Consider the following 12,155-nt stretch of genomic DNA (forward strand, 5'->3'; position numbering starts at 1 on the left):
CCTCAGGTGCGTTACGCATCTGTGGTCTCGGCCGTCTTTCGGCTTGAAGGGCTTCGGGCGACCCGCCTCTTTTCGGCCGGGTCGCCCGTACCCTTGTAATGAATCAGGGCATCAAATAGTGGGTGCCCCTGACTGAAGGAATCACTTCATGCTGATCGCTCAGCGTCCCTCGTTGACCGAAGAGGTCGTCGACGAATTCCGCTCCCGGTTCGTGATCGAGCCGCTGGAGCCGGGCTTCGGTTACACCCTCGGCAACTCCCTGCGCCGGACCCTTCTCTCCTCGATCCCGGGTGCGGCCGTCACGTCCATCCGCATCGACGGTGTCCTGCACGAGTTCACCACCGTGCCGGGCGTCAAGGAAGACGTCACCGACCTGATCCTCAACATCAAGCAGCTGGTCGTCTCCTCGGAGCACGACGAGCCGGTCGTGATGTACCTGCGCAAGCAGGGCCCGGGTCTGGTCACCGCCGCCGACATCGCGCCCCCGGCCGGTGTCGAGGTGCACAACCCCGACCTCGTCCTCGCCACGCTCAACGGCAAGGGCAAGCTGGAGATGGAGCTGACCGTCGAGCGCGGTCGCGGCTACGTCTCCGCCGTCCAGAACAAGCAGGTGGGCCAGGAGATCGGTCGTATCCCGGTCGACTCCATCTACTCGCCGGTTCTGAAGGTCACGTACAAGGTCGAGGCCACGCGTGTCGAGCAGCGCACCGACTTCGACAAGCTGATCGTCGACGTCGAGACCAAGCAGGCCATGCGTCCGCGTGACGCCATGGCTTCGGCTGGTAAGACGCTCGTTGAGCTCTTCGGGCTTGCCCGTGAGCTGAACATCGACGCCGAGGGCATCGACATGGGCCCGTCCCCGACGGACGCCGCCCTTGCCGCCGATCTGGCGCTGCCGATCGAGGAGCTCGAGCTCACCGTTCGGTCGTACAACTGCCTCAAGCGCGAGGGCATCCACTCCGTGGGTGAGCTCGTGGCCCGCTCCGAGGCGGATCTGCTCGACATCCGCAACTTCGGTGCGAAGTCGATCGACGAGGTCAAGATGAAGCTCAATGGCATGGGCCTTGCGCTGAAGGACTCGCCTCCCGGCTTCGACCCGACCGCCGCCGCCGACGCCTTCGGCGCCGACGACGACGCGGACGCGGGCTTCGTCGAGACCGAGCAGTACTAGGCGCTCCGCGCTTAGGACGGATTTTGGCTGTGCGTCCGTTGTGGCTGGTCGCGCAGTTCCCCGCGCCCCTATCGGGGCGCGGCCACTGACCCCGGTACCTGATACGGCCGGGGCAGACATCAAGGAGAAACACCATGCCGAAGCCCACCAAGGGTGCCCGTCTGGGCGGCAGCGCCGCGCACGAGAAGCTTCTGCTGGCGAACCTCGCCAAGCAGCTCTTCGAGTACGGCCGCATCACCACCACCGAGGCGAAGGCCCGTCGTCTGCGTCCGTACGCGGAGCGTCTGGTCACCAAGGCGAAGAAGGGCGACCTTCACAACCGCCGCCAGGTGCTGTCCGTCATCACCGACAAGAGCATCGTGCACACGCTCTTCACGGAGATCGGCCCGCGCTACGAGAACCGCCCGGGTGGCTACACCCGCATCACCAAGATCGGTAACCGTCGTGGCGACAACGCGCCCATGGCGATCATCGAGCTGGTGGAGGCCCTGACCGTGGCCCAGGAGGCCACCGGTGAGGCCGAGGCCGCCACGAAGCGTGCCGTCAAGGAAGACGCCCTCAAGAAGGACGCGCCCGTCGAGGACGCGCCGGTTGAGGCCGCCGAGGAGTCCAAGGACGCCTGAGGCTCTGCCTTGCAGTGAGCGGGTCCGCCCTTCGGGGCGGGCCCGCTTTCGTGTGCGCGCCCGGCTGAGAGGATGTTGGTGTGAGTGATGAAGTAGAGCCCGGCTTTGTGCGGGTGCGTCTCGACCTTTCGTACGACGGCAAGGACTTCTCCGGCTGGGCCAAGCAGCGGCAGGGGCAGCGGACCGTCCAGGGGGAGATCGAGGCCGCGCTGCGGACCGTGACGCGGTCGCAGGAGACGTACGAGCTGACCGTCGCGGGGCGGACCGACAGCGGGGTGCATGCGCGGGGGCAGGTCGCCCATGTCGATCTGCCGGAGAGCGTGTGGGCCGAGCACGCCGACAAGCTGCTGCGCCGGCTCGCGGGGCGGCTGCCGCACGATGTGCGGGTGTGGAAGGTGGCCGAGGCGCCTGCCGGGTTCAACGCGCGGTTCGCGGCCGTGTGGCGGCGGTACGCCTACCGCGTGACCGACCACCCGGGCGGCGTCGACCCGCTGTTGCGCGGTCATGTGCTGTGGCACGACTGGGAGTTGGACCTCGACGCGATGAACGCCGCGGCCGAGAAGCTCATCGGCGAGCACGACTTCGCGGCGTACTGCAAGAAGCGCGAGGGTGCCACGACCATCCGTACGCTCCAGGAACTGCACTGGGTGCGGCGGGACGACGGGATCCTCGAAGCGACCGTGCGGGCCGACGCGTTCTGCCACAACATGGTGCGGTCGCTGGTCGGCGCCATGTTGTTCGTGGGGGACGGGCACCGGCCCGTGGAGTGGCCCGCGAAGGTGCTCGCGGCCGGGGTGCGGGACTCCGCCGTGCACGTCGTGCGGCCGCACGGGCTCACGCTCGAGGAAGTCGGCTATCCGGCCGACGAGTTGCTCGCCGCGCGGAGCAAGGAAGCACGCAACAAGCGGACGTTGCCCGGCGCCGGGTGCTGCTGAGCCCCGGCCGCCGGGCCGACCTGACTACTGCGGGGCGTTGGCCGCGGCCGATGCCTGGGCCTGGCCCCGCTGGTTGATGCGCTGGAAGGCGAAGCGGGCCAGGTCGTCGCCGACGGCGTAGGCCTTGGCGTCCTTCGGTGTGACGTCCTTGCCGCTGGTGTAGCCGGTGGTGGTGAAGTACGCGTAGCGGCCGTAGGCGTTGTAGGTGCCGCGGCACACGCCCGTGCGGCAGAAGTCGGCGATGCCCTTGCCCGGCAGCGAGTTGACCAGGCCCTTGTCGGCCTGGGCCTTGACCTTGGCCGCGTCGGCCGCGGTGTCGAAGACGGCGACGCCGACCGTGACCGCGATGCCGTCCTTGATGTAGCTGGCGCGGATCAGGCTGGTGCAGTCGTTCTTGGCGAGGACCGAGCCGAGGGCGTTCTGGGTGACGGACGTGCACTTCTTGGTGCTGTCGGTCGCGCCCTTCTTGTAGACGCTCGCGCCCGACGTGTACGTCTTGCCGGGGAAGAAGCCCTCGGGGGTGAGCGGGGCCCTGTCCTTCTTGGCGCTGGAGATGAAGTCCTTGGGGTCCGGCGGGGGCGGCGGGGTGGTCGCCGAGAAGGACGGTTCGGGGTCCTCGCTCGCGCCGGGGATGTCCTCGGTCGCCGGGAGCTCGCTGGCCGGTTTGTTCGACGCGGAGCTGTCGTCGCTGTTCGCGGAGACGACGGTGATCGCGACGGCCGCGGCGATGCCGATCGTGGCGAACGCGCCGCCGCCGATCATCAGCCACTTGCGGCGGCGGGTGCGCGCCTCGGATGCCTCGGCGAGCGCCGCCCAGTCGGGCGTGGGCCCGCCGCCGGGTCCGCCCGTTCCCCCCGGACCCCACTGAGGTCCCCCTTGCCCAAAGCTCATGGGGCGCATCTTAGACGGGGAGTTGGGGATGTTGAGCGGGGGTCGAAGGGGGTGCTCGACCTAGCCTGAGGCGCATGAATACGGGCAAAACGGAGGTAAGTGGGGCGGACGGGGCGGGCGAGGTCGGCGGGGTGGGGGAGGCGGTGCGTGGCGGGCTGCTGCGTCCCGCCTCCTGGCACGCCTGGGCCGTGCTCGGGGTGGTGCTGCTCGCCGGGAGCGTCCGGGCGGGCCTCGCCGTGCCGGACGGCGGGATGGACAACGCCATCGTGGTGCGGGCCGCCGAGGCCTGGCTCCAGGGGCGCTCGCCCTATGCCGACCGGCACTTCCTCTATCTGCCGGGGGCGGTGCTCGCCGCGGTGCCGCAGGCCGTGCTGCCGCAGGGCGTCGCGCGCTTCCTCGTGCCCGCAGGGGTCACCGGGGGGCTCGTGTTCGGGTGGGGGTGCGCGCTGCGGATCCACGGGGTGGCGTTGCGGAGCAGGTTCGCGGTGTACGGGCTGCTCGCGCTGGCGCTCGGCTTCGCGCCCTTCGGGCACCTGATCGCGCTCGGCAACTGGACCGTGGCGTCCGCCGCCGTGCTGCCGCTCGTGCTGCTCCTCGCGTGCCGGGGGCGGTGGGGTGCGGCGGGGCTTGCCATCGGCGCGGCCGTCGCGGTGAAGCCGCTGCTCGCTCCCGTCGTGCTGCTCTTCCTCTTCGCCCGGCGGTGGCGGGCCCTCGCGGTCGCGGTGGGGGTGCCTGCGGTGGGGTCGGTGGGCGCGGCGCTGTTGATGCCGGATCCGGGGGGCTTCTTCACGCGGACGCTGCCCTTTCTGCTGCGCGGTGAGGACAGTTTCGTACGTCTCTATGAGGCATCGCCCGGAGTGGTGCTTGCGCGGCTCGGGGTGCCGGAGTCGGTCGCGGGGCTGTTGGCCGCGGGGGCGGCGGTGGGTGGGGTGTGGTGTGCGTGGCGGCGGTGGGCGTGGGGGCGGGGGGACGAGGGGGCGGCTCGGGTTGTGGAGACCGCGGTGATGCTGATGCTTGCGGCGTTTCTGGTCTCCCGTCCTTCGTACGACCACTACCTCCTTGTTGTTCTTCCGCTGCTGCTCGCCGGGGTGCTGGCGCCGGGGGCGGTGGCGCGGAGTCCTTGGTTCTGGGTGGCGCTCGTGCCGCAGGTGCCGGGGTTCGCGTGGCCGTGGCTGGAGGTGGGGACTCGGCGGGCCTTCAAGGATGCGGTGACGTTGTGCCTGCTCGCGGGGGTGGCCGGGTGGCGGTGTGTGGCGGGTCGGCGGGGTGGGGGCGGTGTGCTTCGGGGGGCTGCGGTGCCCCGGGGGCGGCGGGAGGGGGTGGGGGTTCGGGGTGGGTGATGGCCGCTTGCGTCCGTGGGGCGGGGCCGCGGCGGTATGTCCGTCCTCGCTGTCCCGGGCTATCCCGGGGTGGGGCCACCGTCATCTCTCTCGGTGCGTGGCGCGCCGTGCTCCGGGCGGACATACCGCCGCACCCCCTCGGGTTGCGATTGCGGCTGCGGGGCGGTGGGGGCCTGCCTGCCCCCCCCCGCTGGGGTGGGCGGTGTCGGGCTTGGGGTGGCTATTCTGGAGGGGCAGCTGGACCGCGTTTTGACCCGTACGGGGTGGCGCAGGTAATCTCGGGGATTGATACGTATTGGCTTCCTCGTTCTCACGCGAAAGGGCCCTTACGTAGGTTCCCTGGAGCAGTTACCAGTGGCTCGCATACGGGCAGCGTCCCCGGCATTGTGAGCCCCAGCTGCATGATCGCTTCCTGGGTGCCGTGTGTCTGGACCCCATCCACTGAAGAAGCGAAGGCTACGAAGTGCGTACGTACAGCCCCAAGCCCGGCGATGTGACCCGCCAGTGGCACGTCATTGACGCCCGGGACATCGTCCTGGGTCGTCTGGCGACCACCGCTGCCACCCTCCTGCGTGGCAAGCACAAGCCGATCTACGCCCCCCACGTTGACACCGGTGACTTCGTCATCATCATCAACGCGGAGAAGGTGCACCTCTCCGGCAACAAGAAGACCCAGAAGATGGCGTACCGCCACTCCGGTTACCCGGGTGGTCTGCGTTCCGTCCGTTACGACGAGCTGCTCGAGAAGAGCCCCGAGAAGGCCATCGAGAAGGCCGTCAAGGGCATGCTCCCCAAGAACACCCTGGGCCGTCAGATGCTCTCGAAGCTGAAGGTCTACGCGGGCGACCAGCACCCGCACGGCGCTCAGCAGCCGGTCCCGTTCGAGATCACCCAGGTCGCGCAGTAGTTCCGGCCACCCCCAAAGACGTAAAGAAATCTGAGGAGAATCGTGGCCGAGACCACCGTTGAGCAGCCGGTCGAAGAGACCGAGGTTGTTGACGTAGAGCAGTACACCACCGAGTCCGAGGCGCCCGTCGAGGGCGAGTACACCTCGGAGTCGAACGCCGCGCGCTTCGGCGACCCGCAGCCGGCCGCCGGCCTGGGCCGTCGCAAGAACGCCATCGCCCGCGTCCGGATCGTCCCGGGCACCGGCAAGTGGAAGATCAACGGGCGCACGCTCGAGGACTACTTCCCGAACAAGGTCCACCAGCAGGAAGTCAACGAGCCCTTCAAGGTGCTCGAGCTCGACGACCGCTACGACGTCATCGCCCGCATCTCGGGTGGCGGCGTCTCCGGTCAGGCCGGTGCGCTCCGTCTCGGTGTCGCCCGCGCCCTGAACGAGGCCGACGTCGACAACAACCGCGGCGCCCTCAAGAAGGCCGGCTTCCTCAAGCGCGACGACCGTGCGGTCGAGCGCAAGAAGGCCGGTCTCAAGAAGGCCCGCAAGGCCCCGCAGTACAGCAAGCGCTAATCGCTGCCTGCTTGTACTTTTCGTTCGCCCCGGCGGCACACATCGTGCTGCCGGGGCGTTCGTCTATCAGGAACCCCTGGGGACCCGGGACTCACCGGGACAGGGGTATTGGGTTTTCTGGAACGTTCGGAGGACAGCAGTGGGACGACTCTTCGGCACGGACGGCGTGCGTGGTGTCGCCAACGCGGATCTGACGGCCGAGCTGGCGCTCGGACTCTCCGTGGCGGCGGCGCACGTACTGGCCGAGGCGGGCACCTTCGAGGGCCATCGCCCGACGGCGGTGGTGGGCCGTGACCCGCGTGCGTCCGGGGAGTTCCTGGAGGCCGCGGTGGTCGCGGGCCTCGCGAGCGCGGGCGTGGACGTCCTGCGCGTCGGTGTGCTGCCCACCCCCGCGGTGGCGCATCTCACCGGTGCGCTGGGCGCCGACCTCGGCGTGATGCTCTCCGCAAGCCACAACGCCATGCCCGACAACGGCATCAAGTTCTTCGCCCGCGGCGGCCACAAGCTCGCCGACGATCTTGAGGACCGCATCGAGTCCGTGTACGAGGAGCACCGCACGGGGGCTCCGTGGCAGCGGCCCACCGGGTCGGGTGTCGGCCGCGTGACGTCGTACGACCAAGGGCTCGACCAGTACGTCGCCCACCTCATCGGGGTCCTGCCGAACCGCCTCGACGGGCTGAAGATCGTCCTCGACGAGGCGCACGGCGCCGCCGCCCGTGTCTCGCCCGAGGCGTTCACCCGCGCCGGTGCCGAGATCATCACGATCGGCGCCCAGCCCGACGGCCTGAACATCAACGACGGGTGCGGATCCACGCACCTGGAGCTGCTCAAGGCCGCCGTCGTCGAGCACAAGGCCGACTTCGGCGTCGCGCACGACGGGGACGCCGACCGGTGCCTCGCCGTGGACCACACCGGTGCCGAGGTCGACGGCGACCAGATCCTCGCCGTGCTCGCCCTCGCCATGCGGGAGCACGGCTCGCTGCGGCACGACACCGTTGTCGCCACCGTCATGTCGAACCTCGGCTTCAAGCTCGCCATGGAGGCGCAGGGGCTCTCGCTCGTGCAGACCGCCGTCGGCGACCGCTACGTCCTGGAGTCGATGAAGGAGCACGGCTTCGCCCTCGGCGGCGAGCAGTCCGGGCACGTGATCATCCTCGACCACGCGACCACCGGCGACGGCACGCTGACCGGGCTGCTGCTCGCGGCGCGGGTCGCCGAGACGGGGCGCTCCCTCGCGGAACTCGCGAGTGTGATGGAGCGGCTTCCGCAGGTGCTCATCAATGTGCCCGACGTCGACAAGTCGCGCGTGAAGACCTCGCCCGAGCTGTCCGCCGCCGTCGCCGAGGCCGAGCGCGAGCTGGGCTCCACCGGGCGGGTGCTGCTCCGGCCCTCCGGCACCGAGCCGCTGGTGCGGGTCATGGTCGAGGCGGCCGACATCGAGCAGGCGCGTTCGGTGGCCGGGCGGCTCGCCGACGTGGTCAAGTCCGCGCTCGGATAGGGCCGGACAGGCCCTAGAGGTGTCGTGACCTCGCGGTGCGCTCGCGCTGCCTGGCCCACAGGATTTTCTGGGCCAGCAGCGTGAGCGTCCCGGCGAGGACGATGCCCAGGAGGTTGAGCAGGAGCTGCTCCGTCGAGCCCCACGCCTGCTTGTACTCGTCGTAGCTGAAGGCGACCGCGGCGTTCGCCGCCGCGGGGACCGTCGTCACGGAGATCGCCACTCCGACCAGGGCGCCCGACTTCGCCGAAGTGAGCGAGAGCGTGCCCGCCGCGCCCGCGAGGACCGCCACCACGAACGAGAACCAGTCGGGGTTGTAGATGAAGCTCGTGTTCGGGCGCTCGGCTCTCAGTTGCGCGTCGCTGAACAGGTTCATCGCGTCCATGAAGTAGCTGAACCCGACCGTCACCACCATCGCCGCCGCAAAGCCCACGATCAGCGCGATGAGCGAGCGCAGGGCGAGACGGGGTGCGCGCTGCACCAGAGCCGTGCAGAAACCCGCGAGCGGGCCGAACTCCGGGCCCACCGCCATCGCGCCCACGATCAGGATCGCGTTGTCGAGCACGACGCCGCAGGCCGCGATCATCGTGGCGATCATGAGGAACGCGACATAGGTGATCGAGAGCGTCGACTCCTCGTGGGTCGCGTCGGTCAGCTGCTCCCACAGGACCGCGTCCGCGCCCTCGCCCGGGGCCTCGTCCTCCGCCTTGTCCGCGCGGAGCGAGAGCGACAGGTCGATGTTCTCCACCGCGATCGAGCCGGACTTGTCGATCTCGAGCGCGCGCAGCCCGCCGATCAGCTCGTCGCCCGCCTCACGCGCGACGTCGCACATGATGACGTCGCCCGCCGGGTTGCGGGCGGCGCCGGGCACCACCGCGAGATGGGTGGTGCCGACCGTCTTCTCGATCAGGCGCACCACCGCGTCGGTCTTGTCCGCGGGGGTGATGAGGCGCAGATGCAGCATGGGCGCACACTAACGCGGTGTTGACGCCTCGGGGCGTCCGGCGGGCGTCCGGCGGGCGTCCGGCAGGGGCGGGTGTGCCGTGCCGGGGTGCTCAGAGTTTGCGCAGGCTCAGGCGCTGCACCTTGTGGTCGGGGCCCTTGCGTACGACGAGGGTGGCGCGGCCCCGGGTGGGTGCCACGTTCTCCACGAGGTTCGGCTTGTTGATGGTCCGCCAGGTGGTGCGGGCGTAGTCGAGCGCCTCGTCCTCGGAGACCTGCGTGTACTTGCGGAAGTACGAGGACGGGTTCTGGAACGCCGTGTCCCGCAGTTTCTTGAAGCGGTTCAGGTACCAGCGCTCGATGTCCTCCGTGCGGGCGTCCACGTACACGCTGAAGTCGAAGTAGTCCGCGAGGCCCACGCGGGTGCGGCCGTCCTTGCCGGGGAGCGCGGGCTGCAGGACGTTCAGGCCCTCGACGATCAGGATGTCGGGGCGGCGGACCGTGAGGCGCTGGCCGGGGACGATGTCGTAGATCAGGTGGGAGTAGACGGGGGCGGTCACCTCGTCCTTGCCCGCCTTGATGTCCGCCACGAAGCGGGTCAGGGCGCGGCGGTCGTACGACTCCGGGAAGCCCTTGCGGGACATCAGGCCGCGGGCCTCCAACTCCTTGGTGGGGAGCAGGAAGCCGTCCGTGGTGACCAGTTCCACGCGCGGGTGTTCCGGCCAGCGGGAGAGCAGGGCCTGGAGCAGGCGGGCGACGGTCGATTTGCCGACCGCCACGGAGCCGGCGACTCCTATGACGAACGGCGTGCCCGACTGGGAGCCCTTCTCGCCGAGGAATGTGTTCAGGGCGCCGCGGAGGCCGTCCGTCGCGCCCACGTAGAGGTTCAGGAGGCGGGAGAGCGGGAGATAGATGTCCCGCACCTCGTCCAGGTCGATGACGTCGCCGAGGCCACGGAGCTTCTCCAGCTCGTCGGCGGTCAGGGGCAGGGGAGTCTTGGCGCGCAGCGCGCTCCACTCCGTGCGGGTGAGGTCGACGTAGGGAGTCGCCTCCGGCTTGTGCCGGTGGGCGCTCCGCGGCGGCGAGGAGACCGAAGAGATCACAGTCCATTGTTACGGCTGTTTGAACGGCGGGCGGGGTGGGGTGTGTCACGCTGAGCCGATGATTATTGGGGTTGGCATCGACGTCGCGGAGATCGAGCGGTTCGGGGCCGCGCTGGAGCGGACGCCCGGGATGGCGGAGCGGCTGTTCGTGGCGGGTGAGTTGCTGCTGCCGAGCGGGGAGCGGCGGGGGGTTGCCTCGCTGGCGGCGCGGTTCGCGGCGAAGGAGGCGTTGGCGAAGGCGCTGGGGGCGCCGGGGGGGCTTCGGTGGACGGATGCCGAGGTGTATGTGGAGGAGAGCGGGCAGCCGCGGGTGCGGGTGCGGGGGAGTGTGGCTGAGCGGGCTGAGGTGTTGGGGGTTCGGGGGTGGCATGTGTCGCTCAGTCATGATGCGGGGGTGGCTTCTGCGGTGGTTATTGCGGAGGGGTGAGGGGGCTGGCGTCTCGCCTTGGGCTTGGCTGTGGGGCGGGGCCGTGGGGGTATGTGCGTACTCGCTATCCCGTGGTTGATGCCTCGGTCAGTGTTTGCCGTCAGGGTGGGTCGAGGTGCTCCGTGCGCACATACCCCCACGTCCCCTCGCGAGCGTTTGTGGCTGCGGGCCGGTGGGGGATGCCGCCACCTCTCCCCCCACCCCAGCGGCGCCGGGGGCGCTGACGGAGGCGTAGGGCGTGGGGGAGGGGGAGACTGGGGGGATGCGTACTGCTTATGGCGTGGAGAGCGTTCGGGCGGGGGAGCGGGAAGTGATGGGGCGCCTCGCCGAGGGGGCGTTGATGCAGAGGGCGGCGGCCGGGTTGGCCGCTGAGTGCGCGCGGCTGCTCGGCAGGGTGTACGGGGCGCGGGTCACGTTGCTGGTGGGCAGCGGGGACAACGGCGGGGACGCGCTGTACGCGGGGGCCAGGCTGGCGCGCCGGGGGGCCGGGGTCAGTGCCGTGCTGCTGGCGTCGCGGGAGCGGACCCATGCCGGAGGGCTCGCCGCGCTGCGGGCCGCGGGGGGCGTGGTCGTGGACGGGGAGGGACCGCGGGCGGAGGAGGCCGTCGGCCGGGCGGGGCTCGTCGTGGACGGCATCGTGGGGATCGGGGGACGCGGCGGGCTCAGGCCGCGGGCCGCCCGACTCGCCGCCGTGGCACGGGAGTCCGCGGGTGTCGTGGTCGCCGTCGACCTGCCGAGCGGCGTCGACGCGGACAGCGGTGAGGTGCACGGCGAGGCGGTGCGGGCCGATGTGACCGTGACGTTCGGGGCGTACAAGCCGGGGCTGCTCGTCGATCCCGCACGGGAGTACGCGGGTGTGGTGCGGTTGGTCGACATCGGGCTCGAACTGCCCGCGGGCGAGCGCGTGTTGGAGGCCTTGCAGTACGCCGATGTGGCGCGGCTGCTGCCGGAGCCGGGCGCGGAGAGCGACAAGTACCGCAGGGGCGTGGTCGGGATCGTCGCCGGGTCGGCGCGGTACCCGGGTGCCGCCGTGCTCGCCGTCGCGGGCGCGCTGCGCGGGGGCGCGGGCGCCGTGCGGTACGTGGGGCCCGCGGCGGACGCCGTCATCGCGCGGTTCCCCGAGGCGCTGGTGTCGGCGGGGCCGGTGTCGAAGGCAGGGCGGGTGCAGGCGTGGGTGGTGGGTCCGGGGCTCGGGGACGACGCGGAGCGGCTGCGGGACGTGGTCGACGCCGATGTGCCGGTGCTGATCGACGCGGACGGGCTGCGGCTCGCGGGGGAGCGGGCCGTGCGGGAGCGGCGTGCGCCGACCCTGCTCACGCCGCATGCGGGCGAGGCCGCCGCGCTGCTCGGCGTGGCCCGTGAGGAGGTCGAGGCGGGCAGGCTTTCCGCGGTGCGGGAGGTGGCGGGGCGGTTCGGGGCGACGGTGTTGTTGAAGGGGTCGACCACGCTGGTCGGCGCGGCCGATGGCGTCGTGCGCGTGAATCCCACCGGGACCCCGTGGCTGGCCACCGCGGGCAGCGGCGACGTGCTGTCCGGGCTCGCGGGCTCGCTGCTCGCTGCGGGGCTCGGCGCGCGGGACGCCGGTTCCGTCGCCGCGTATCTGCACGGCCTCGCGGCCCGGCTCGCGGCCGACGGGGCGCCGGTGGGCGCGCACGACGTCGCCGCCGCGATTCCGGCGGCGTGGCGTGACGTACGGCGCTAGCTAAGCGGCCTTGTGGAAGTCCGGTGCGGTTCGGGTGCGCCCCGAAGGGGCGCGG

Annotated in this window: 12 protein-coding genes; 9 read left to right on the forward strand and 3 right to left on the reverse strand. The window is 70.8% G+C overall.

Annotated features, from left to right (window positions below):
• Positions 1 to 148 precede the first annotated feature (148 nt).
• The 3 genes from ACFWZ2_RS28630 to truA all read left to right on the forward strand — a co-directional run bounded on the left by ACFWZ2_RS28630 (position 149) and on the right by truA (position 2,729).
• The gene (locus ACFWZ2_RS28630; protein ID WP_016645160.1) at positions 149 to 1,171 is read left to right on the forward strand and encodes a DNA-directed RNA polymerase subunit alpha; all 1,023 of its coding nucleotides are present in this window, start codon (positions 149 to 151) and stop codon (positions 1,169 to 1,171) included.
• A 134-nt stretch (positions 1,172 to 1,305) separates the two neighbouring features.
• Entirely contained in the window at positions 1,306 to 1,794 is a 489-nt protein-coding gene (gene rplQ, locus ACFWZ2_RS28635) for a 50S ribosomal protein L17 (protein WP_384550452.1), read from the forward strand.
• Positions 1,795 to 1,874: 80 nt separating this feature from the next.
• On the forward strand, positions 1,875 to 2,729 hold the full coding sequence (truA, locus tag ACFWZ2_RS28640; protein WP_384550454.1) for a tRNA pseudouridine(38-40) synthase TruA: 855 nt from the start codon (positions 1,875 to 1,877) through the stop codon (positions 2,727 to 2,729).
• Positions 2,730 to 2,753: 24 nt separating this feature from the next.
• Here truA and ACFWZ2_RS28645 read toward each other — a convergent pair whose 3' ends face one another.
• Positions 2,754 to 3,620, reverse strand: coding sequence for a hypothetical protein (locus ACFWZ2_RS28645; RefSeq protein ID WP_384550456.1), 867 nt, complete (start codon positions 3,618 to 3,620; stop codon positions 2,754 to 2,756).
• Between the two features lie 74 nt (positions 3,621 to 3,694).
• On the opposite strand from ACFWZ2_RS28645, the gene ACFWZ2_RS28650 reads away from it, so the two are divergent.
• The 4 genes from ACFWZ2_RS28650 (at position 3,695) to glmM (ending at position 7,929) form a co-directional block, all read left to right on the forward strand.
• Positions 3,695 to 4,960 (forward strand): glycosyltransferase family 87 protein, encoded by a 1,266-nt coding sequence (locus tag ACFWZ2_RS28650; RefSeq protein WP_384550458.1) that lies wholly within the window; start codon positions 3,695 to 3,697, stop codon positions 4,958 to 4,960.
• Positions 4,961 to 5,423: 463 nt separating this feature from the next.
• Positions 5,424 to 5,867 (forward strand): 50S ribosomal protein L13, encoded by a 444-nt coding sequence (rplM, locus tag ACFWZ2_RS28655; protein ID WP_369216337.1) that lies wholly within the window; start codon positions 5,424 to 5,426, stop codon positions 5,865 to 5,867.
• A gap of 42 nt (positions 5,868 to 5,909) precedes the next feature.
• Positions 5,910 to 6,431, forward strand: coding sequence for a 30S ribosomal protein S9 (gene rpsI / locus ACFWZ2_RS28660; RefSeq protein ID WP_384550461.1), 522 nt, complete (start codon positions 5,910 to 5,912; stop codon positions 6,429 to 6,431).
• Between the two features lie 139 nt (positions 6,432 to 6,570).
• Positions 6,571 to 7,929, forward strand: a complete 1,359-nt coding sequence (gene glmM, locus ACFWZ2_RS28665; protein ID WP_384550463.1) for a phosphoglucosamine mutase — start codon at positions 6,571 to 6,573, stop codon at positions 7,927 to 7,929.
• 13 nt (positions 7,930 to 7,942) lie between these two features.
• Here glmM and ACFWZ2_RS28670 read toward each other — a convergent pair whose 3' ends face one another.
• Both ACFWZ2_RS28670 and coaA read right to left on the reverse strand, forming a co-directional pair.
• Positions 7,943 to 8,890 (reverse strand): DUF389 domain-containing protein, encoded by a 948-nt coding sequence (locus ACFWZ2_RS28670; protein ID WP_384550465.1) that lies wholly within the window; start codon positions 8,888 to 8,890, stop codon positions 7,943 to 7,945.
• A gap of 91 nt (positions 8,891 to 8,981) precedes the next feature.
• Complete coding sequence (coaA, locus tag ACFWZ2_RS28675; RefSeq protein WP_384550467.1) at positions 8,982 to 9,971, reverse strand: type I pantothenate kinase; 990 nt, start codon at positions 9,969 to 9,971, stop codon at positions 8,982 to 8,984.
• Between the two features lie 58 nt (positions 9,972 to 10,029).
• Between coaA and ACFWZ2_RS28680 the strand changes: the two genes are divergently transcribed.
• Positions 10,030 to 10,398 (forward strand): holo-ACP synthase, encoded by a 369-nt coding sequence (locus tag ACFWZ2_RS28680; protein ID WP_384550469.1) that lies wholly within the window; start codon positions 10,030 to 10,032, stop codon positions 10,396 to 10,398.
• A gap of 262 nt (positions 10,399 to 10,660) precedes the next feature.
• Positions 10,661 to 12,100, forward strand: a complete 1,440-nt coding sequence (locus ACFWZ2_RS28685; protein ID WP_384550471.1) for an NAD(P)H-hydrate dehydratase — start codon at positions 10,661 to 10,663, stop codon at positions 12,098 to 12,100.
• Positions 12,101 to 12,155 lie beyond the last annotated feature (55 nt).

The sequence above is a fragment of the Streptomyces sp. NPDC059002 genome (genome assembly GCF_042740435.1).
GTDB lineage: Bacteria > Actinomycetota > Actinomycetes > Streptomycetales > Streptomycetaceae > Streptomyces.